Consider the following 19621-nt stretch of genomic DNA (forward strand, 5'->3'; position numbering starts at 1 on the left):
GGCTTCAGCTTCACGGCTGACTCATGACGGGTCGACCTGCTTCCTTGTTTCTCGCGACCCCGGGTGTGTCCCGGAGTCGTCGTCCGCGGCGAACGCCGCGTGGTCGTGCAGCCCCGCGGCCTCGAGCGCGCCCTGGACTCGAAGAGCCCGGGGGAACGCCCGTTTCCGCTCGGCTTTGGCCAGGCAGCCCGTGCCGGGGTGCAGCCACGCTCCCCGGCCCGGCAGCCGCCGACGTTCGTCGACGACCAGCCGCCCGTCCGCCGCGACCACGCGCAGCAGTTCACCGGTCAAGTCCCGTTTCCGGCAGCCGACACACGTGCGCACCGGCGACTGCCGGTGACGCTGGAGGTCGGGGGTGTCCCCAGTAGCCCTTCGCGGGTCTTGAACCGTTGTCGAGTCTAGCGCCTGCACCTTCAGTCGGCCGAACCGGTTGCCGCGGCGGGCCGCGCCTGGCCGGCGTGGTCTTGCTCACCCTCGGCCGGACCGGCCGGTTCGGCGGGCGCCGCGTCGCTCCGGATGTCGATCCGCCAGCCGGTGAGCCGGGCCGCCAGCCGGGCGTTCTGGCCTTCCTTGCCGATCGCGAGCGACAGCTGGAAGTCCGGCACGACGACCCTCGCCGTCTTGGCCCGCTCGTCCACGACACGTACCGAGACAACCTTCGCGGGCGACAATGCATTCCCGACGAACTTGGCCGGGTCGTCGGACCAGTCGATGATGTCGATCTTCTCGCCGGCGAGCTCGCTCATCACGTTGCGCACGCGCGCGCCCATCGGGCCGATGCAGGCGCCCTTGGCGTTCACGCCGGGGATGGTGGAGCGCACGGCGATCTTCGACCGGTGCCCCGGTTCGCGGGCGACCGCGGCGATCTCGACGGTGCCGTCGGCGATCTCCGGGACCTCCAGCGCGAACAGCTTGCGCACCAGGTTCGGGTGCGAGCGCGACAGCATGATTTGCGGGCCGCGGTTGCTGCGCGACACGCCGAACACGAACGCCTTGATCCGGGTGCCGTGCTCGTAGGACTCCCCCGCGACCTGTTCGGCCTGCGGCAGCACGCCCTCGGTGTCGCCGACCTGGATCACGACCATGCCGCGGGCGTTGGCGCGCGCGTCGCGCTGCACCACCCCGGCCACGATCTCGCCCTCCTTGGCGGAGAACTCGCCGTAGGTCTTCTCGTGCTCGGCGTCGCGCAGCCGCTGCAGGATGACCTGGCGCGCGGTGGTGGCGGCGATCCGGCCGAAGCCCTCGGGGGTGTCGTCCCACTCCTCGTCGACCTCGCCCTCGGAGGTGAGGGTGTGCGCGAGGACGCGGACGAGCCCGGTCTTGCGGTCGATGTCGATGCGGGCGTGCGACTGGTGGCCCTCGGTGTGCTTGTACGCGGTGAGCAGCGCGGTCTCGATGGCCTCGATGACCGTGTCGAAGGGGATGTCCTTGTCCCGTTCGATCGCCCGCAGCGCGGCGATGTCCACGTTCACTTCGACTCCTCCTTCTTGTCCTTGTCGCCTTCGGCAGCGCCGTCTTCGGTCAGCTGTTTCAGGTCTTCGGCGGGCGGTTGCTTGAATTCGACTTCCACCACGGCCTTCGCGACGGATTGGTAGTGCACGTCCTTGATCCGGCCGTCCACGAGCGCGCGCACGCTCTTCTCGCCGGCGTGCCCGACGCGGGCGAGGTAGGCCGCGCCCTCGACGGGCGTGATCTTGACGAGGCGGAACCGGGCGCGCCGCCAGTGCCGCTGCTGGGTGAGCGGCCGGTCGAGGCCGGGAGAGGTGACCTCGAGCGTGTAGGCGCTCGCCAGCACGTGCTCGTTCTCGTCGAGGGCGGCCGAGACGGTGCGGCTCACCTCGGCGACCTCGTCCAGCCCGACGCCGTCGTCGGAGTCGACGACCACCTTCACCAGCTGTCGCCGTCCGGCTTGCTGCACCTCGAGCGAGTCGAGGTCGAAACCCGCGGTCGTGACGGCTTCGGCCACGATCGGCTCCAGCCGGCTGGCGAGTTCGTTGGGCACGTGGAGCACTCCTGTTCGGCCGTCGTGACGCGGGCTGGTCACGGCTGTGGTCGGTGAAGGTCAAGCTTATCCTGCGCCCCCGCGAAGACGCGCGAGCGGCGGCGCACCCGGGCGGCCTGGCAGGATGGGCCGACGTGACCGCAGACCTCTCCCGGCGCGCCGTGCTGCGTCTGGGCGCACTGAGCGCCACTGTCGCCGCGGCTGTGCCGCTCGCCGCCTGCTCGGGCGGCTACGACGACGCCCCCGATCCGCTGGCCCCGCTGCTGGCGATGGCCGAGGCGGACGCCGCCGCGGCCAGGAAGCTCCCGTCCGGCGGCGACGCGGCCGGCCAGGTGGCCGACGCCAGAGCCGCGCAGGCGGCCGCGCTGAAGGCCGAGGTGGACCGGCTGAACCGGCCCAAGAAGGCGGCGAACGTCCCGCCCGCGCCCGCTGACCTCGGCGGGTTCAAGGACCGGCTGGCCGCCGCGCGCAAGCAGGCCGAGGACCTGGTGGCCGCGCTGCCGGCGTACCGGGCCGGGCTCGTCGCGTCGGTGGCCGCCGGATGCGCCGGACTGCAGCGGATCGCGCCGGAACTCGGGCCGGGGGCCGACGCGAAGGCGGCGGCCGCGCCGTCGTCGGTGCCGAAGGACGCCGTGGACTCGCTGCAGAAGGCGCTGGCGGCAGAGCACGCGTCGCTGTGGGTGTACGGGCTGGTGACAGCTTTCCTGCCGGGTGACTTCGGGGACGCGGTGAAGGCTGGGCGCGCGGAGCACACCGCGCGGCGCGATGTGGTGACGCAGATGATCACTTCGGCTTCGGCGACGCCGGTGGCGCCTGAAGCCGCGTACGTGCCGCCTAAGCCGGTTACGGACACTGCTTCGGCTGCTGCGCTCGTGGCGAGCGCGGAGGCGGATACGGCGGCGGCTTGGCTTGCCGTGCTTACGCATACCGATGACGCGGGGTTGCGCGGGATGGCGTTGCAGGCGTTGGTGGCTGCTTCGCGGCGCGGGATGCCTTGGCGGCAGGAGGCGGGTTTGAAGCCTGCTGCGGTGGCGTTGCCGGGGCAGGCTTCGTAGCAAAAGCGCGCAGGCCGGACGTGACCGGCCTGCGCGCTCAAGAGGACCTCAGCGGAGCTTCCCGGACAGTTTCACCGCGTTCTTCGCGATCCGGCTCAGCAGCTGCTTGTCGTGGTGGCCGTAGTAGAAATCGGTGAGCACGATCGTCACCTCGGAGCCGCTGGCCTTCGACTCGTACGCGGCCTGGTCGCCGCTCAGTTTCGGGGCGTCGGTGTCGTGGAAGGTGCCGTCGCGGACCAAGTCGCTCACGTTGCCCGTGCCGTCCCGGTCGGTGAGCTGTTTCAGCTCCGTCGCCTTCGCCGCGTCGGGCATCGTCACCAGCACGACCGAGACGAGCGCCTTCGCGTCGCCGGACTGCACCGTGTACAGCGCCCGCGCCAGGGACTTGCACGGGTTGTCCTGGAAGAACTTCTTGGCGCCCGAGTACGCGTTGGCGACGCAGTCGGTGGCCTTGACCGGGCCTTCGGCCAGCTTGTAGTCGAAGGCGGGCTTCGTCGTCGCCGGAGGCTCGGCGACCGGCTCGGCAGGCGTGCTGTCGTGCCGGATCAGGTACCAGACGAGTCCGGCCACGACGGCGATCGCCACGAGTCCGGCTCCGCGCAGCAGCAGAGTGCGGTTGTTGCGCGGCGGGCCGGACGGCGGCGGGCCCGGTTGCGCGGGCACGGCCGGGATCGGGGCCGTGTCCGAAAGGCCGGGGGTACCGGGGGTGAACTGCGGGTGCGACACGCGACCACCGTAGTTCACCCCCTTCCCGGCGCTGAGCCCAGACGCTCAGCCCAGCGCTCCCAGAACCCGTTCGACGTCGTCAGGGCCGTTGTAGAGGTGGAAACCGACCCGTACCCGCCCGTTGCGGACGCTCGCGACGACCCCGGCTTCGGCGAGCCGCGCCGGATCGGCTTCCAGTGCCACGATCGCGCTTCCCCGCGGTTCCAGCCCCGCCGCGGCGCGCAGGGAGTCGGCCAGAGCGGCGTTGTGTTCGCGCACCGCGGCGACATCCAGTGACGCGAAGTAGTCGAACGCCTCCGCTGCGCCGACGTGCGACAGCCACACCGGCGAAAGGTCGAATCCGCGCGCGTTTCCGGCCAGGCGCAGTGGCATTCCGTATACCGAGGACCACGGATCGTCGCCGGCGTACCAGTTCGCGGCGACCGGACGCGTTCGTTCGTGCGCTCGCGGGTGCACCGCGAGCCAGGCGCAGCCGCGCGGCGAGAACAGCCATTTGTAGCCCGCGCAGACGATCCAGTCCGCCCACGCGACGTCCAGCGGAAGCCAGCCCGCGGCTTGCGTGACGTCGATCAGGACCGGCACGCCCGCGGCTTCGGAGGCGGCGCACAGCGCAGCGGTGTCGAGGAGCGCGCCGTCGGCGGACTGCGCGAGGCTGACCGCTACGAGGTCGTGGCCCTCGACGTGCTGCGCCAGTTTGGCGAGCGGCGCTTCGGTGACGTTCGCCCGCTGCGCAAACGGGAACGTGACGCTGGTGAATTCGTTCTCGGCGACCAGAACGCGGGCATCCGGAGCCAGGCCGGCCGCGACGTTCGCGACCAGTTGCGACACCGACGCGCCGATCGCCACCCGGTCCGCCGGAACGCCCGCGAGCCGCGCGAATCCGTTGCGGGAGCGGGATACCGCCTCGTCGAAGTCCGACGGGCTGTCCTGCCCGGTGCGCCACCGGGCGACTGCGGCGTCGACCGCTTCGGCGACGGGCGTCGGCGGGATGCCGATGCTGGGCGTGTTGAGGTATCCGGCGGGGACAGCGAAGTCGGTGTTTCCTCCGAAGATCATATCGTGCAGATTACGGGAGCAGCGCCGTGATCTCACCGTACGACGGCGGCCTCAACGGCAGTTCCGCCTCTTGCCGCGTTGAGTCCATTGTGGCTAGTGCGACGGAAAGCGCTGCACGGTAAGGAGTTGAGCCGAGATTGACCCTCGCCACACCCAGAGAAGCCAATTTCGAGAAAGTGGCTTTCCCGGGCAGATGCGCCGAGCCGCTCGAAGATCAGGTCGTCCTGATTACGGGAGCAGCGCCGTGATCTCACCGTACGACGGCGGCTTCAGCGGCAGCTCCGCCTCATCCCGCACCGAGTCCACTGTGGCGAGCGCGGCGGAAAGCGCTACGCGATAAGGAGTCGAGCCCAGACTGACCCTCGCCACACCCAACGAAGCCAATTCCGAGAAAGTGGCTTTCCCCGGCAGATACAGCAAGTTCACCGGCACTTCGGCCGCTTCGACCAACTCCGTCACGTCCGCGGGATCGTGCAGTCCGGGGACGAAGACGCAGTCCGCACCGGCGTCGGCGTAGGCACGGACCCGGGTGATGGCGTCCGCGACCGGGCCCGCGCCGAGCCAATGCGTGTCGGTGCGGGCGTTGAGGAACATGCCTGGGACTCGTTCGCGCACCTTGGCCAGCATCGCCGCCTGGACGACGATCGGGGCGAGGGTGTCGCCTCGGCCGTCTTCCAGGTTGACGCCGGCTACCCCGGCGTCGGCGAGTTCCGCGACGAGGTCCGCGACTTCGGCGGGGTCGGCGCTGAATCCGTCCGCGAGGTCGACGCTGACCAGAATGTCCAGCGGTGCCAGCGATTTCGCCAGTGCGACGGTCGCGGCGCGGGATTCCGGAGCGCCGTCGGCGAGCCCGGCGGCGGCCGAGACGCCGAGGCTGGTGGTGCCGACTGCCGGGTGGCCCGCGGCGGCGAGGGCGGCGGCGAAGCCGAACTCCCAGACGTTCGGCAGCAGCAGCGGACGGCCGGGGATGTGCAACGCGGCGAAGGAGGTCATGTCCGCCACGGTACGACGTCGACGCTTCGGCGGCGGCCGAACCGTCGGTCAGCCCCCTCGGCTGACCGACGGCCCCAGCTCAGCCTCCGGAACCGCCGGAGAACGCGGCGATCCGAGCCGCTCGTCGGCCCGCTACCGCCTTGCGCAGCGCGGGCACCACTGGTCCGGCGAGCTTCTCCAGTTCTGCCAGCCGGTCGGCATGGTGCCGCGCGTCCGATCGGGACATCCCCGCTCCGGAGGCTGCGGCCAGGGCGGCCAGCGCTGCGGTTGGGGCGTCCACTTCGGACAGCGGGGCCGTCAAGGCGTGGTCGAGTTGCGCGTGCGCGTCGCGTACCCGCGCAGGGTCGGAAGGCAGGAAAACCTTGCGGTGCAAGACCGCACTGCTGCCTTCTTCGAGCAAACCCGCCGCGGACAGCTGTGTTTCCAGCGACTGCAGCGTGTCGTTCTTTCCGCGCCGCAGCAACGCGCGCCAGGACGCCGGACTGTGCGCGCGGACGTCGGCGAGCAGGTCGTCGAGCAGGAGGTCGCCGGTCGGGGCGGCATCGGCCGGCTCGGCGTGGCCACGCTGGTCGCGGAGGTTGCCGCGCAGCACCAGGTCGGTCACCGCGGCCGCGCGGACCAGCAGGGCCGCGTTGGAGCGGCGGGAGACCGGGCCGCCGCCGGAGTCGCAGGCGAGAAAATACGCTCGCGCGGGCAAGGAGTCGCTCATTGTTTCTTCACCTCTGGCCAGATCGTTTCCCAGGATTGCTTCCGCCCGGTGTACAGCCACATCAGTCCGGGCACCACTTCGGTCACCGAAGAGAAGTACGGTCTCAGCAACGCCGGATCGAAGCCCGCGAAAAGCACGTTCTTCGCGGAATCCGGCGGCTGGTCGAAGTACCAGTATCCTCGGTGTCCACTGTAGACATTGTTGATCCCGTACCGCGGCCCGTAGTACTCAACGGCCGCGGCGAACGGGTAGATTTCCCCGTATACGGCGGTTTCCCGGCGCACCGAATCAGGCAGGGATCGGTACGTCTGCCCGACGCCGTCCGCCAACTGCTGCTGCGCGGTCTCCCCTGCCGCGAAGACCGTGCCGAGCGAAATCGGTCCGAACGATGTCGCCTTCATCGACGCTGGCCACACCGGAAGCCCGGCCACGGTGACCGCCGCCGAAAGCGCGAAGGCGATTCCGACCGGGATCTTCCACCAGCGCACGAGATTCCGCCGCGAAAGCTCCGTCGCGGCGGCGGCGAACGGCAGCGAATAGAGGCTCATCAGATAGTACGACCGGCCGTGCGTCCCGATGATCACCGCCACGACCAGCAGCAACGCCACCGCGAGGTACCGGTACGGCACCAGGTCCGGCGAACGGAACAGCCGCCACATTCCGTACAGCAGGGCCAGCACGCCGATTCCCATTCCCGCGCTCAGCAAACCGTCGCGCGCGAAGGTGAGATAGCCGGGGAATTCAGCCGCGACGACTTCGCCCATCCGGGTGTAGGCCCAGCCGTGCGCGGCTTGCCAGAGGAACGTCGGGAGGGTGGCCACGACGGCGATCAGCGCGCCCAGCCACAGCTTCGGCCGGGAAACCAGCTTTCGCGGTCCCAGAACGAGCGCGGACACCAGCACCGCGCCCCACAGCGCGGGAATCAGGAATTTCGTCTGCAGTGACACCGCGGTGACCGCTCCGGCCCACACGAGCAGGCCGTCGCGCCGGGTCCGGGTCCAGCGCACGAGCAGGAACACCACGAGCGTCCAGAAAAACGGATCCAGCGCGTAGGTGGCGACCCAGTGGCTGATGATGATCAACCCCGACGTCGCGTACGCCCCGGCTGCCATCACCTGAGCCCCGCGACCGCCGCCGAGTTCGCGGGCGGTCAGCGCGGTCACCACGACCCCGGCGCCGGCCGCGAGCGCCATCGGCAGCCGCAGCGCGACCAGCGAACCGGGGAACCACTGGTCAAGCGCGCCGGCCAGCAGCGGGACGAGCGGCGGCTGGTCGAAATACCCCCAGGCCAGGTGATCTCGACCAGCCACGAGGAAGTACAGCTCGTCGAAGCCGTGCGCGTACCGGGTGCTCGTCGCCACCAGCAGCGCGACGGCGGCCGCCGCGACCGCCAGCACCGGCAGCCGGGCGAACGGCGGGGTTCCTTCGCTCGTCATGGCGTCGAGTCCACCGCGCCGGGCGGGTGCGGGGTAAGCGCGCTCGGTAGCGACTCGGAGCGACGAAAGTGGATCACTTCCGTCCGAGCCGCAACTTTCGGTGGTAGCCGCCCACCCGGGCGGTGCGGATCCGGCGCGGCCCGGTCAGCGAACGGATACCGTGACCAGGTGACCAGCACGTGCCGTTCCTGGCCGCGGTCGACCGACTGGCTCTGGCTGGGCGGCGCCGCGCTGGCGTTCGCCTGCCTCGACTTCGGGCTCTTTCTCGCCGCCGGGCCCACCACGGGATTCCTCGGCCCGTACGCGACGCTCGTCCTGGAGCTGGTTTGCGACGCGTCCCTGCTTCTTCTGGCGCGTTTCCCGAACGCGGTGGCCGGGCTGCTGATCGTGGCCTCGCTGGCGATGCTGGCTTCCGACCTCTTCTCCCCCGGCCTGCTCGTGCCTACGCGCCAGCCGACGCTGATGACCGTTCCCACGATCACGCCGATCGTGCTGGCGCAGCTCGTCCGGCAGCTGGACCGGCGGCGGCTGCTGTGGATCGCCGGATTCCTGGCGCTTCTGGCGACGCGGCCGTGGAACCCGGCCTGGAACACGACGCCGTTCGGGTTGCTGAGCACCGCGCTTCCGGTCGCGGTCTCGCTGTATTTCGAGGCGCGTCGACAGTTGCTGAGTTCCTTGCGGGACCGGGCCGAACGCGCGGAACGCGAGCAGCATCTGCTCGCCGAGCAGGCATTGGCGGCCGAGCGGCGGCGGCTGGCGAGCGAGATGCACGACGTGGTCACCCATCGGTTGAGCCTGATGGTGCTGCACGCGGGCGCGCTCGGCGTGACGTCGCCGGATCCGTCGGTGAAATCGGCTGCCGAGGACATCCGGCGCGAGGGCGCGCACGCCTTGGACGAGCTCCGCGACCTGGTCGGCGTGCTGCGCAATGGCACCGGAATCGAACCGCCGGTGCCGAATCCGCCGCTTCCCGGCGAGGTCGCGGACCTGGTCGCCGAATCGGTCGCGGTCGGCATCGCGACGGAGCTTTCGGTGACCGGCGACCGGACCTCGGTGTCGCCGACCGTCGCGCGCACTGCGTATCGCGTGGTGCAGGAGGCGCTCACCAACATCCGCAAGCACGCGCCGGGCTGTTCGGCGACGGTTTCGCTGCGCTATCACCCAGGCGGACTGGACGTAGCCGTCGCCAACACCCGCGCGACCCAGCCGCCGGACGCGACGCTCGCGGGCAGCGGCTCCGGCGCGGGGCTGAGCGGGCTGCGCCAGCGGGTCGAACTGGTCGGCGGGACGTTCGAGGCAGGCCCCGTGCCGGGCGGCGGGTTCCGGATCGGTGCGATACTTCCCGCCTACGTCCCGACCACGGAAGGTGCTGCCCGGTGATCACGGTCGTGGTGGCCGACGACGAGCCGATGGTGTGCGCGCACCTGCGCACGATCCTCGGTTCGGCCGGCGACATCGAGGTAGTCGCGCAGGCGCGGGACGGCGCCGAGGCGGTCGAGGAAGTGGTCCGGCACCGGCCCTCGGTGGTGCTGATGGACCTGCGGATGCCCGGCGTGGACGGGCTGGCCGCGATCGAGCGGATCTGCGCGCTGCCGGAACCGCCCGTGGTCGTCGCGCTGACGACGTTCGACGCGGACACCTACGTCATCCGCGCGCTGCGCGCGGGCGCGGCCGGGTTCCTGGTGAAGTCGACGCCGCCGGAAGACCTGATCGGCCTGGTGCGGGTCGCCGCGGACGGGCACACCGTGCTGTCGCCGTCGGCCGCGCGCCGGTTGGTGGCGCTGTCCTCGGACGGCCACCGCCGCGACGACGAAGCCCGCCGCCGGACCGCCGGATTGACCGACCGGGAGCGGGATGTGTTGGCGTGCCTGGGAGAAGGACTGTCCAATGCGGACATCGCGGGTCGGCTGCATCTGGCGGAGGCGACGGTGAAGAGCTATGTGTCGCGGATGCTGGTGAAGCTCGACTGCACGAACCGGACGCAGGCGGGGTTGCTGGCACACGAGGCTGGGCTCGTTGGCCGGTAGGTTATTTCAGCAGTGAGCCCAGGCGTTGTGCTGAGGCCACCACCAAGCGGCCCAGCTCGTCCGGGTCCGGGGCCTCGAACAGCGACAGGCCGATACTCGTACCCGGCGCATCACGACCAGTCGGCACCACAGCGGAAATCCCCGTGATCCCCGGCGCGATCTCCCCCACCGACACCGCATAACCCCGGGTCCGGGCGCGCGTGATCTCCTCGCGCTCCCCGTCCACCGGCGGCTCCGCCGAAAGCAGCGCGAGCCCGGCCGAACCGCGGCCTATCGGGTCCAGCTGGCCGCTGCGGAACGATACGTGCATCCGCGCCTGACGCGGTTCCACGATCATCAGCATCCGCACCTGCTCTGTGTTTTCGCGGACCACCAGGTGCGCTGAGGCGCGACCGGCGTCCGAAAGTTCCTCCAGCACCGGGCGCGCGAGCGTGCGCAGGTCCTGCTCCACCGGTTCGGCGAGGCGCACGAGACCGGTGCCGAGCGAGATCCGTTTGAACCGGTCGCGCCGGCAGAGGTGGTGCGCCTCCAGCGTGCGCACCAGCCGGTGCGCGACCGTCCGGTGCACGCCGATCCCCTCGGCGATCTCGGTCATCGTGAGCCCCTGCGGATGCTCCACCAGCAGCTCCAGCACCTGAAGCCCGTGGCTCAGCGTCTTCGACGTCCCCGTTTCGGACACACGACTCCCTTGACGACAGCTTGTCCGGCGACCTACTGTTCCTACATATCGCACGGTGCGTGCGAATATAGCACGTTTGCCACTCGAGGCAACTCCCGCGGATCGAGGTCCCTGACATGAGCGAAGTCCCCGTCGAGGACGTGCTGGCGGTGCATCAGCTCTACGGCCGCCAGAGTCACGCCATCGACTCCGGGCAGGCCGCGCGCTGGGCCGCCACGTTCGCCCCGGACGGGGAGTTCGTCTCGCCCAGCTATCCGGAACCCGCTGTCGGCACGGCCGCGCTGACCGCGTTCGCCGAGCGGTTCCACACCGGGTGCGTGGAGTCCGGCGAGCGGCTGCGGCACGTGGTGTCCACAGTGGAGGTCCGGTTAGGACAGTCCGGGGATGCCTTGCGAGCGCTCGCCTATCTGCAGATCGTCGGGACGCCGGAAGGCGGATCCCCGCGACTGCACCGGCTCACCGTGCTGGACGACGAACTCGTGCGCACTGCGGAAGGCTGGCGCGTGCGCCGTCGCACCGTGCACCGCGAGCCCTGAGAAACAACGAGGAGAAAACGCAGATGACCACTCTCGAGCCCACCGGCCCCGGCCGGGTGCTGCACCAGCCCGCGACCGCGCGGTACCCGGAGATGCCGGGCAAGGTCGCCGTGGTCACCGGCGCGGCTCGCGGAATGGGTGCGCGATTCGCCGCCGGTCTCGCCACGCGCGGGGTGCACGTGGTGGGCGGCGATCTCGACACCGCCGCGATGACCGCCACCGCCGACGAGCTGACCGCCGCGCTCGCCGCCGAGTCCATTGAGGACAAGCCGGGCCGGATCGTCGCGTCCGCCGTGGACGTCACCCGCGCCGAGGACCACGTCGCGCTCGCCCAGCGCGCGATCGACGAGTTCGGCCGCATCGACTTCTGGGTCAACAACGCCGGGATCTTCCCGTTCGCCGAGGTTCCGGACATCACCCCGGAGCAGATCCGCTCGACGCTTTCGGTGAACGTCGAGGGCGTGCTGTTCGGTGCGCAGGCCGCGGCCGCGCGGATGGAACCGGGCAGCGCGATCGTCAACATGGCGTCGGTGTCCGCGGTGCGCGTGCGCAAGGGCCGTGCGGCGTACTGCAGCTCGAAGGCGGCCGTCGCGCACCTCACCGAATCGCTCGCGGTGGAACTCGGCGACCAGGGCATCCGGGTCAATTCCATTGCCCCGGGCTACATCGACACCGAGATGACCCGCTGGATCCAGGACGACGCACCCGCGCTGGCGAAGGCGCTGGACGCGGTGCCGCTGCACCGGATCGGCTCGCCGGAAGAGGTGTGCAGCGTGCTGCTGTTCCTGCTTTCGGACAGCTCGCGCTACGTGACCGGGCACAGCCTCGCGGTCGACGGCGGCTCCCGGCATGTCTGACGCCACCGAAGCCGTGCGCTATCCGGACGTCGTGCTCGTGACGGGCGCGGCGAACGGAATGGGCGCGCAGCACGCCCGCGCGCTCGGCGAACGCGGCGTGCACGTTTGCGTCGCGGATTTCGCTGGTGCGGAAGAAATCGCGGACGAGATCCGCGCGGCTGGCGGTGCGGCGACTCCGTACACAATGGACGTTGTCGAACCAGCACAGTGGACTCGCGTACTCGACCGGATCCGTTCCGAGCACGGTTCGCTCGGCGGACTCGTGAACAACGCGGGGATCTCCCGGCGGCTGGAATTCCAGGACACCACCGCGGAAGTCTGGGACCGCGTGCTGGCGGTGAACCTGTCCGGGCCGTTCCACGGGATGCGCGCGGCGGCGCCGCTGATGCGCGATTCGGGCGGCGGTTCGATCGTGAACATCTCGTCGATCTCCGGCCAGATCGGGTACTTCTCCCCCGCCTACTCGGCGAGCAAATGGGGGTTGACCGGATTGTCGAAGTCCGCCGCGGGCAATTTCGCGAAGTGGCGGATCCGGGTCAACTCCGTCCATCCCGGACTGGTCGACACCGGGCTGCTGGCCGGCGCCGACGCGTTCGTCAAGTCCGCTGTGGACAGTGTGCCCGCCGGAAGGATGGCCGATCCCCAGGAAATCACCGACACGGTGCTGTTCCTGCTGTCGGACCGGTCCACCTACTTGACCGGGAGCGAGGTCACTGTGGACGGCGGTCTCGTCTCGAACGGTCTCTACCATCGCATTCTCGCCGAAACCGGAGGTGATCTCGGATGAGCGTCGACGCTGATGTGGTGGTGATCGGCGGGGGCGGCGCGGGCCTGGCCGCCGCCGTCTCCGCGGCCGAGCACGGTGCCTCGGTGATGCTGTTCGAGTCGGAGAAAGAACTCGGCGGCTCGACCCAGTTGTCCGCGGGGATGCTTACCGCGGCGGGCACGAGCGTCCAGCGCGAACTGGGCATCGAGGACACGCCGGAACGGTTCTTCCAGCACTACCTCGACCTCAACCAGTGGCAGCTGAAACCCGGTCTGCTCAAGACGTTTTGCCGTGAAGCCGGTCCGGCCGTCGAATGGCTGATCGGGCTCGGCGCGGAGATCCCGGCGAAGGTGTCGCACGACGCGCACACGCCGGGTCTGACCCGCGCGGGCGTCGAGGACGTCTGGCGCGGGCACGTGCCGAAGGACCAGGGTTACGGCCTCGTCCAGGTGCTCGACCGCGCGCGCCGCAAGGCCGGGGCCGAAGCGGTGCTGAACACCCGGGTCGAACGGCTGCTCGTGGAGGACGGCCGGGTCGCTGGCGTGGTCGCCGACGGCATCGAGGTCCGCGCGAACTCGGTGATCGTGACCAGCGGCGGATTCGCCCAGGATCCCGCCCTGCGCTCGCGGTACTACGCGGACGCGGACGCGGCGGGCGAGGATCTGTTCGTCGTCGCCGCGCCCGGTTCCCGAGGCGACCACTTCGCGTTCGGCGAGCAGGTGTCCGCCTCGATCACCGGCGAGGGCTGGGGATTGCTGCTGCCGACGGCGTACTTCCAGCGCCTGCACCACTGGCAGTCCGGTTTCCCGCCGCGCTCGCGCGTGCTGGTGAACGCGCACGGCCGCCGGTTCATGGACGAGGACGCGTCGTACGCGGTGTCCAGCGGCATCATCTCCGCGCAAGACGGTCCAGTGTGGATGGTCTTCGACGACCGAGCGCGCCGCGACCTCCCGCCGGGCTACGCGCATTGGAACGCCGACCACGTACTGTCCGAAGCGGACGCTGGCCGCACCCTGCGGGCCGACACGCTGGAAGCCTTGGCGGGCAAGATGAACGTGCCCGCCGAAGCTCTACGGGCCACTGTGGACAGATGGAACGCCCAGCTCCCCGCTGGCGAGGACCCGGAATTCCTGCGGCACGAAACGCTGTCCGCCAAGGGATCGACCGAACCGCCCGCGAAGATCGCCACCGGACCGTTCTTCGCCGCTCGCACGTTGCCCGCCGAGCTGGTCTGCACGCACGCCGGGCTGGAGATCGACTCCAGCGCCGCCGTGCTCGACGTCCGCGGCGACCGGGTGCCCGGACTGTTCGCCGCGGGCGAGGCCGGCGCGGGCGTGCTCGGCTTCCGCTACGTCGGCGGCGGCAACGCGGTCGCCAACGCCGTCACCATGGGCCGCATCGCCGGTCGCTCCGCCGCCGCCTGACCCTTCAGAGTTACTGCTCACCGTCGAGGAGAACCCATGTCCGTCCCCGCCGCAGCCGCCACCACGGCGGACTCCCCGCTGGCCAGACGCACCGTCCGCAAGGTCGGCGTGCGCGTCATGCCGATCGTCCTGCTGCTCTACATCTTCAACTACATGGACCGGGCGAACATCGGCTACGCCCAGCTCGGCATGGCCAAAGAGCTCACCATCACGGCCGCGACCTTCGGCGTCGCGTCGGCGATCTTCTTCCTCGCCTACGTGGTGTTCGAGGTCCCCAGCAACATGATCATGAAGAAGGTCGGGGCCCGGCTGTGGCTCAGCCGGATCGCGGTCAGCTGGGGCATCGTGACCGTGCTGACCGGGTTCGTCGCGAGCGTGACGCACCTGATGATCGCGCGGATCCTGCTCGGCATCGCCGAAGCTGGCCTGTTCCCCGGGCTCCTGCTGTACTTGACCTTCTGGTTCCGCGGCAAGGAGCGCGGGCGGGCCATCGCGACGCTCGCGCTCGCGCAGCCGATCGCGCTGATCCTCGGCAGCCTCTTCGGCGGCTGGATCCTCGACCACGTGCACTGGGCCGGCATGAGCAGCTGGCAGTGGGTGTTCATCCTGCAGGGCGCGCCCGCCGTGCTGATCGGCCTGCTGACCTTCTTCTACCTGCCGAACAAGCCCGCCGACGCGAAGTTCCTGACCGCCGAGGAACGCACCTGGCTGCAGGCCGAGATCGACCGCGAGTACGTGCCGGAGGAGAAGGAAACGTTCCTCGGCCAGCTGCGCGCGGTGCGCGACGGCAAGGTGCTGCTGCTGGCGATTTCCAACCTCTTCATCGCCTGCGGCCTGTACGGGCTGACGTTCTTCCTGCCGCTGATCGTGAAGCAGCTTGACCCGAAGTACTCCTCGACCAACATCGGCCTGCTCGGCGCGATCCCGTATGTCGTCGGCGCGATCGGCATGCTGCTGCTCGCCCGCAACTCCGACCGCACCGGCGAGCGCAAGGGACACGTGATCGGCACCGTGCTGGTGGCGGCGATCGGGTTCTTCGGCGCGATCCAGTTCAAGACCGTGCCGACGTTGTCGCTGGTCAGCCTGTCGCTGGCGGCGATCGGCGTGCTCGGCTACCTCGCGCCGTACTGGGCGATGGCCGCACGGGTGCTGTCGAAGGAACACACGGCGGTCGGGCTGGCCGCGATCAACTCGATCGCCGCGCTCGGCGGATTCTTCGGGCCGTATGCGATCGGGCTCGCGGCCACCGAGACCGACGTGACGGTGGGGCTGTACTTCCCGATCGGCTGCCTGATCGTCGCGGCGGTGATGCTGGCGTTCCTGAAAGTGCCGCGCGACGCGGGCGCTCGCCTGTCTCGTCCGGTGAAGTAGTTTCGAGTTTGATTATCCCGGCGGCGCGGGTACCGTGCTGTCCATGCAGGACTCCGCCGCGCCGCCGGACCCGGACTCGCTCGACTTCTGGTCGTTCATCGCGCTGGCCAACCGCAGGCTCGCCGACGAGTTCGGGTTCCGTCACCAGTTGGCGACCGAGGTGCTGCTGACGCTGAACCGGGCGTCGAACCTGGTGACCTACGACCTCGAATCCGCCGTGCACCGGCCGCGCGGGCGGTCGTGGTCGGCGTTTCGCGTGCTGTTCGTCGTGTGGCTGGCCGGGCCGCTCGAACCGTCCGCCGCCGCCCGGCTCACCGGCATGAGCCGGGCGGCGGTGTCGAATCTGGCGAAAACCCTGGTCAGCGAAGGTTTGCTGACGCGGAAGCCGGGCGAGACGGACGGCCGTTCGGTGCGGCTCTCGCTCACCGAAGCCGGGCACGCCGAGATGCTCGAGGTGTTCGAGGCGCAGAACGAACGCGAGGCCGGGTGGGTCGAGGTGCTCACCGAGGCCGAGCAGCGCGTGCTGGTGATGCTGCTGGACAAGCTCATCTCCGGCCGGGCCGGGTTCGCGACCCGCCGCTGACCCCTTTCGCCGGCTCAGCCAGTGGACTAGGCTGGACTGAAAGTAGTACATACTTTAATCACTTCGCGCCGAGGAGGCGACCCATGGCCTACTACCGCAGCGCGGGCAGCATCCCGCCTAAGCGGCACACGCAGCACCGCACGCCCGAAGGCGGGCTCTATTCCGAGGAGCTGATGGGCGAGGAGGGCTTCTCGTCGGACTCGTCGCTGCTGTATCACCGCGGCATCCCGTCCGCGATCGTCGACGCGACGCCATGGGAACTGCCGGACCAGACGCTCACCGAGAACCGGCCGCTCAAGCCGTTGCACCTCAAGCTGCACACGCTGTTCCCGGGCCAGGAATGGAAGAGCGCGGACGTCGTGAACAACCGGCGGCTCGTGCTCGGCAACGGCGACGTGCGCATCTCCTACGTCGCCGCCGGCGAGGCTTCTCCGTTGTACCGCAACGCGATCGGCGACGAGTGCGTGTACGTCGAGTCCGGTGAAGCGGTCGTCGAGACGGTGTTCGGCGCACTTCCCGCCCGCGCCGGCGATTACGTGATCCTCCCCCGCGCCACCACGCACCGCTGGGTGCCGAAGGGCACAGAACCGTTGCGCGCCTACGTGATCGAGGCGAACTCGCACATCGCGCCGCCGAAGCGCTACCTCTCGCGCTACGGCCAGTTGCTGGAGCACGCGCCGTACTGCGAGCGCGACCTGCACGGCCCGGCCGAGCCGCTGCTCGCGGAAGGCACCGACGTCGAGGTGCTGGTGAAGCACCGCGGCTCGCGCGGCGTCGTCGGCACGCGCTACGTGTACCCGACGCACCCGTTCGACGTCGTCGGGTGGGACGGCTGCCTCTACCCGTACACGTTCAACGTCTCCGACTTCGAGCCCATCACCGGCCGCGTGCACCAGCCGCCGCCCGTGCACCAGGTGTTCGAGGGCAACAACTTCGTCATCTGCAACTTCGTCCCACGCAAGGTCGATTACCACCCGCTGTCGATCCCGGTGCCGTACTACCATTCCAATGTGGACTCCGACGAGGTGATGTTCTACTGCGGCGGAAACTACGAGGCGCGCAAGGGTTCCGGCATCGGCCAGGGTTCGATCAGCCTGCACCCCGGCGGGCACAGCCACGGCCCGCAGCCGGGCGCGGTGGAGCGCTCGATCGGCGTGGAGTTCTTCGACGAGCTGGCCGTCATGGTCGACACGTTCCGCCCGCTGGAAATCGGCGAGGGCGGCCACGCGAGCGACGACCCCGGCTATGCCTGGACCTGGGCAGGACGGGGACCGCAGTCGTGACCGACGCACTGACCCGCGGCCTGCTCGACGACGCGGCGGTCTTCCCGCCCGGCCTCGCGCCGCTGCCGGACGCTGTCGCCGCGCACGACCGGCACACCTCTGCCGAGTACGCCGCGATGGTCGGCCCGCTGGTGGTCGCCGCGTCCGGTTTGGCGGAGCTGGCCGACGTCGTCGCAGGCCGCTCGAAGACCCTGCCGCTCAGCGTGACGCTGCCCGCCGGACCGGATGGGATCGCCGACGTGCTCAAGGCCGTCGACGGACTGCCGGTGTCGGTCGAATCGCTGGAAATCGCGGTGCCGCAAGGAATGAGCGTCGCCGAGTTCCTGTCCGCAGTGGACGGTTGCCCGGTTCCCGTCGCCGTGGAGATCCCGCGCGACGACCGCCGGGTTCCATTGCTGCGGGCGCTTTCCGGCACCCCGCACAAGGCGAAGTTCCGCACCGGCGGCACGTCCGCCGAGTACTACCCGGACGAAGCCGAACTGGCCGCCGCGATCCGCGCGACCGCCGACGCGGGCGTCCCGTTCAAAGCGACGGCGGGCCTGCACCACGCGATCCGCAACACCGATCCGACGACCGGTTTCGAGCAACACGGGTTCCTCAACCTGCTTCTTGCCGCTGAGGCGGTCGATCGGGGTGCCGAGGACGAGGAAGTCGTTGCGCTGCTTGGGGAACGCGACGGTGCTGCGGTCGCCGACCGCATCCGTGCGCTGGCCCCGGAACGCCTGGCCGCGGCCCGCGCGCAGTTCACCTCGTTCGGCACCTGCAGCATCACCGACCCGCTCACCGAACTGACAGACCTAGGCCTGATCGGAGCCACCGCATGACCGTGCTCGACATCCCCGCCGGCTCCCCCTTCGGCGTCGAAAACCTGCCGTACGGCGTTTTCTCGGCAGGCGACGGCAGTCCCCGAGTGGGCGTGCGCGTGGGCGAGCACGTGCTGGACCTGTCGATCGCCCTGGGTGACGCAGTGTTCGCCGAGCCGACGCTGAACGCCTTCATGGCGCAGGGTTACGACCGCTGGGTCGAGGTCCGCACGCGCCTGCAGACGCTGGTGACCGGCGAGGTGCCCGCCGAAGCCGTGCACGCGATCGGCGACGTCACCCTGCACCTGCCCATCGACGTCGCCGACTACGTGGACTTCTACGCCTCGGAACACCACGCGTCGAACGTCGGCCGGCTGTTCCGTCCGGACGCGGAACCGTTGCTGCCCAACTGGAAACACCTCCCGGTCGGCTACCACGGCCGCTCCGGCACGGTCTACGTGTCCGGCACCGACGTGGTCCGCCCGAGCGGCCAGCGCAAGGGCGAGGACGGTCCGGTCTTCGGCCCGAGCACCCGCCTGGACATCGAAGCGGAACTCGGCTACATCGTCGGCGCGGGCACTCCCGCCAACACCCCGATCACGCCGGACGACTTCCCCCGGCACGTGTTCGGCGCCGTCCTGCTGAACGACTGGTCGGCCCGCGACATCCAAGCCTGGGAGTACGTCCCGCTGGGCCCGAACCTGGGCAAGAGCTTCGCGACGTCGATCTCGCCGTGGGTGGTCCCGATCCTGGCACTGGCCGAGGCCCGCGTCCCGCTGCCCGGCCAGACGTCGCCGGAACCCCTGCCCTACCTGCGGGAAACGAGCCCGTGGGGCCTGGACATCAACCTCACAGTGCAGTGGAACGGCCAGGAGGTCGCTCGCCCGCCGTACCGCGAGATGTACTGGTCCCCCGCCCAGATGCTGGCCCACCTGACCGTCAACGGCGCCTCCGCCCGCACCGGCGACCTCTACGGCTCGGGCACCATCTCCGGTGCGGAACCGGCCGAACGCGGCTCGTTCCTGGAACTCTCCTGGGGCGGCCGGGACCCCCTGACCGTCAACGGAGAACAACGCACCTTCCTCCAGGACGGCGACGAGGTCGCCATCACCGGCAGCGCCACCACCAGCAGCGGCGCGACACTGGGCTTCGGCGAAGTCCGAGGCCTCATCCTCCCCGCGAAGTAACCCGCTCAACGTCCGTGAAGGGCTCCTTGAGGGAATCCAATTCCCTCAAGGAGCCCATCACGGACATCCAGCAAGCCGCACCAGCCCCCCAAGGGCATACAGACCCCACCCAGCAAACCCAAACCAGT

The 19621-nt window shown here is 70.0% G+C and carries 21 protein-coding genes; 12 read left to right on the forward strand and 9 right to left on the reverse strand.

The genetic code is table 11. From position 1 onward, the window contains the following. Positions 1 to 21 precede the first annotated feature (21 nt). From ACFXI3_RS24600 to rimP, 3 genes are all read right to left on the reverse strand, one after another. The gene (locus tag ACFXI3_RS24600; RefSeq protein ID WP_344284630.1) at positions 22 to 324 is read right to left on the reverse strand and encodes a YlxR family protein; all 303 of its coding nucleotides are present in this window, start codon (positions 322 to 324) and stop codon (positions 22 to 24) included. Positions 325 to 413: 89 nt separating this feature from the next. Further along, positions 414 to 1472 carry a transcription termination factor NusA gene (nusA, locus tag ACFXI3_RS24605; RefSeq protein ID WP_344284628.1) on the reverse strand — a complete coding sequence of 353 codons (1059 nt, stop codon included), beginning with the start codon at positions 1470 to 1472 and terminating at the stop codon, positions 414 to 416. Next, positions 1469 to 2002 (reverse strand): ribosome maturation factor RimP, encoded by a 534-nt coding sequence (gene rimP / locus ACFXI3_RS24610; protein WP_344284626.1) that lies wholly within the window; start codon positions 2000 to 2002, stop codon positions 1469 to 1471. Before rimP ends, nusA begins: the two co-directional genes overlap by 4 nt. Positions 2003 to 2136: 134 nt before the next feature. Here rimP and ACFXI3_RS24615 point away from each other — a divergent pair, with 134 nt between their 5' ends. Further along, positions 2137 to 3057, forward strand: a complete 921-nt coding sequence (locus tag ACFXI3_RS24615; RefSeq protein WP_378402417.1) for a ferritin-like domain-containing protein — start codon at positions 2137 to 2139, stop codon at positions 3055 to 3057. Positions 3058 to 3105: 48 nt separating this feature from the next. Here the strand turns inward: ACFXI3_RS24615 and ACFXI3_RS24620 are convergent, their stop codons facing one another. From ACFXI3_RS24620 to ACFXI3_RS24640, 5 genes are all read right to left on the reverse strand, one after another. Beyond that, on the reverse strand, positions 3106 to 3783 hold the full coding sequence (locus ACFXI3_RS24620) for a hypothetical protein (protein ID WP_344284623.1): 678 nt from the start codon (positions 3781 to 3783) through the stop codon (positions 3106 to 3108). Between the two features lie 45 nt (positions 3784 to 3828). Beyond that, complete coding sequence (locus tag ACFXI3_RS24625; RefSeq protein WP_378402419.1) at positions 3829 to 4839, reverse strand: aminotransferase class V-fold PLP-dependent enzyme; 1011 nt, start codon at positions 4837 to 4839, stop codon at positions 3829 to 3831. Positions 4840 to 5067: 228 nt separating this feature from the next. Next, the gene (locus ACFXI3_RS24630; RefSeq protein WP_378402421.1) at positions 5068 to 5832 is read right to left on the reverse strand and encodes an isocitrate lyase/phosphoenolpyruvate mutase family protein; all 765 of its coding nucleotides are present in this window, start codon (positions 5830 to 5832) and stop codon (positions 5068 to 5070) included. A 79-nt stretch (positions 5833 to 5911) separates the two neighbouring features. Further along, positions 5912 to 6541 carry a GPP34 family phosphoprotein gene (locus tag ACFXI3_RS24635; protein WP_378402423.1) on the reverse strand — a complete coding sequence of 210 codons (630 nt, stop codon included), beginning with the start codon at positions 6539 to 6541 and terminating at the stop codon, positions 5912 to 5914. After that, entirely contained in the window at positions 6538 to 7977 is a 1440-nt protein-coding gene (locus tag ACFXI3_RS24640) for an ArnT family glycosyltransferase (protein WP_378402425.1), read from the reverse strand. Before ACFXI3_RS24640 ends, ACFXI3_RS24635 begins: the two co-directional genes overlap by 4 nt. Positions 7978 to 8145: 168 nt before the next feature. Between ACFXI3_RS24640 and ACFXI3_RS24645 the strand changes: the two genes are divergently transcribed. Beyond that, complete coding sequence (locus ACFXI3_RS24645) at positions 8146 to 9357, forward strand: sensor histidine kinase (RefSeq protein WP_378402427.1); 1212 nt, start codon at positions 8146 to 8148, stop codon at positions 9355 to 9357. Continuing rightward, on the forward strand, positions 9354 to 10004 hold the full coding sequence (locus ACFXI3_RS24650) for a response regulator transcription factor (protein ID WP_344284606.1): 651 nt from the start codon (positions 9354 to 9356) through the stop codon (positions 10002 to 10004). Before ACFXI3_RS24645 ends, ACFXI3_RS24650 begins: the two co-directional genes overlap by 4 nt. A 1-nt stretch (position 10005) precedes the next feature. On the opposite strand, the gene ACFXI3_RS24655 is transcribed toward ACFXI3_RS24650, so the two are convergent. After that, on the reverse strand, positions 10006 to 10683 hold the full coding sequence (locus tag ACFXI3_RS24655; RefSeq protein WP_378402430.1) for an IclR family transcriptional regulator: 678 nt from the start codon (positions 10681 to 10683) through the stop codon (positions 10006 to 10008). A gap of 116 nt (positions 10684 to 10799) precedes the next feature. On the opposite strand from ACFXI3_RS24655, the gene ACFXI3_RS24660 reads away from it, so the two are divergent. From ACFXI3_RS24660 to fahA, 9 genes are all read left to right on the forward strand, one after another. Continuing rightward, positions 10800 to 11219 (forward strand): nuclear transport factor 2 family protein, encoded by a 420-nt coding sequence (locus ACFXI3_RS24660; protein ID WP_378402432.1) that lies wholly within the window; start codon positions 10800 to 10802, stop codon positions 11217 to 11219. Positions 11220 to 11242: 23 nt separating this feature from the next. Continuing rightward, the gene (locus ACFXI3_RS24665) at positions 11243 to 12076 is read left to right on the forward strand and encodes an SDR family NAD(P)-dependent oxidoreductase (protein ID WP_378402434.1); all 834 of its coding nucleotides are present in this window, start codon (positions 11243 to 11245) and stop codon (positions 12074 to 12076) included. Next, positions 12069 to 12863: an SDR family NAD(P)-dependent oxidoreductase gene (locus tag ACFXI3_RS24670; RefSeq protein ID WP_378402436.1), complete on the forward strand. Its 795-nt coding sequence runs from the start codon at positions 12069 to 12071 to the stop codon at positions 12861 to 12863. The genes ACFXI3_RS24665 and ACFXI3_RS24670 overlap by 8 nt, the downstream gene beginning before the upstream one ends. Continuing rightward, the gene (locus tag ACFXI3_RS24675; RefSeq protein WP_378402438.1) at positions 12860 to 14266 is read left to right on the forward strand and encodes an FAD-dependent oxidoreductase; all 1407 of its coding nucleotides are present in this window, start codon (positions 12860 to 12862) and stop codon (positions 14264 to 14266) included. Before ACFXI3_RS24670 ends, ACFXI3_RS24675 begins: the two co-directional genes overlap by 4 nt. Before the next feature lie 36 nt (positions 14267 to 14302). Further along, the gene (locus ACFXI3_RS24680; protein ID WP_378402440.1) at positions 14303 to 15637 is read left to right on the forward strand and encodes an MFS transporter; all 1335 of its coding nucleotides are present in this window, start codon (positions 14303 to 14305) and stop codon (positions 15635 to 15637) included. Between the two features lie 43 nt (positions 15638 to 15680). Then, positions 15681 to 16220 (forward strand): MarR family winged helix-turn-helix transcriptional regulator, encoded by a 540-nt coding sequence (locus ACFXI3_RS24685; RefSeq protein WP_378402442.1) that lies wholly within the window; start codon positions 15681 to 15683, stop codon positions 16218 to 16220. An 83-nt stretch (positions 16221 to 16303) separates the two neighbouring features. Beyond that, positions 16304 to 17503: a homogentisate 1,2-dioxygenase gene (locus tag ACFXI3_RS24690; protein WP_378402443.1), complete on the forward strand. Its 1200-nt coding sequence runs from the start codon at positions 16304 to 16306 to the stop codon at positions 17501 to 17503. Next, the gene (locus ACFXI3_RS24695; protein WP_378402447.1) at positions 17470 to 18327 is read left to right on the forward strand and encodes a hypothetical protein; all 858 of its coding nucleotides are present in this window, start codon (positions 17470 to 17472) and stop codon (positions 18325 to 18327) included. Before ACFXI3_RS24690 ends, ACFXI3_RS24695 begins: the two co-directional genes overlap by 34 nt. Next, positions 18324 to 19493: a fumarylacetoacetase gene (gene fahA / locus ACFXI3_RS24700; RefSeq protein ID WP_378402445.1), complete on the forward strand. Its 1170-nt coding sequence runs from the start codon at positions 18324 to 18326 to the stop codon at positions 19491 to 19493. Before ACFXI3_RS24695 ends, fahA begins: the two co-directional genes overlap by 4 nt. Positions 19494 to 19621: the final 128 nt, after the last annotated feature.

It is taken from the genome of Amycolatopsis sp. NPDC059235 (genome assembly GCF_042754125.1).
Classification (GTDB): domain Bacteria; phylum Actinomycetota; class Actinomycetes; order Mycobacteriales; family Pseudonocardiaceae; genus Amycolatopsis; species Amycolatopsis albidoflava.

Coding starts and splice junctions, on each gene's coding strand:
- ACFXI3_RS24625 (WP_378402419.1), bottom strand. CDS start 4,839: ATGATCTTCGGAGGAAACACCGACTTCGCTGTCCCCGCCGGATACCTC.
- ACFXI3_RS24630 (WP_378402421.1), bottom strand. CDS start 5,832: ATGACCTCCTTCGCCGCGTTGCACATCCCCGGCCGTCCGCTGCTGCTG.
- ACFXI3_RS24635 (WP_378402423.1), bottom strand. CDS start 6,541: ATGAGCGACTCCTTGCCCGCGCGAGCGTATTTTCTCGCCTGCGACTCC.
- ACFXI3_RS24640 (WP_378402425.1), bottom strand. CDS start 7,977: ATGACGAGCGAAGGAACCCCGCCGTTCGCCCGGCTGCCGGTGCTGGCG.
- ACFXI3_RS24660 (WP_378402432.1), top strand. CDS start 10,800: ATGAGCGAAGTCCCCGTCGAGGACGTGCTGGCGGTGCATCAGCTCTAC.
- ACFXI3_RS24665 (WP_378402434.1), top strand. CDS start 11,243: ATGACCACTCTCGAGCCCACCGGCCCCGGCCGGGTGCTGCACCAGCCC.
- ACFXI3_RS24670 (WP_378402436.1), top strand. CDS start 12,069: ATGTCTGACGCCACCGAAGCCGTGCGCTATCCGGACGTCGTGCTCGTG.
- ACFXI3_RS24675 (WP_378402438.1), top strand. CDS start 12,860: ATGAGCGTCGACGCTGATGTGGTGGTGATCGGCGGGGGCGGCGCGGGC.
- ACFXI3_RS24680 (WP_378402440.1), top strand. CDS start 14,303: ATGTCCGTCCCCGCCGCAGCCGCCACCACGGCGGACTCCCCGCTGGCC.
- ACFXI3_RS24685 (WP_378402442.1), top strand. CDS start 15,681: ATGCAGGACTCCGCCGCGCCGCCGGACCCGGACTCGCTCGACTTCTGG.
- ACFXI3_RS24690 (WP_378402443.1), top strand. CDS start 16,304: ATGGCCTACTACCGCAGCGCGGGCAGCATCCCGCCTAAGCGGCACACG.
- fahA (WP_378402445.1), top strand. CDS start 18,324: ATGACCGTGCTCGACATCCCCGCCGGCTCCCCCTTCGGCGTCGAAAAC.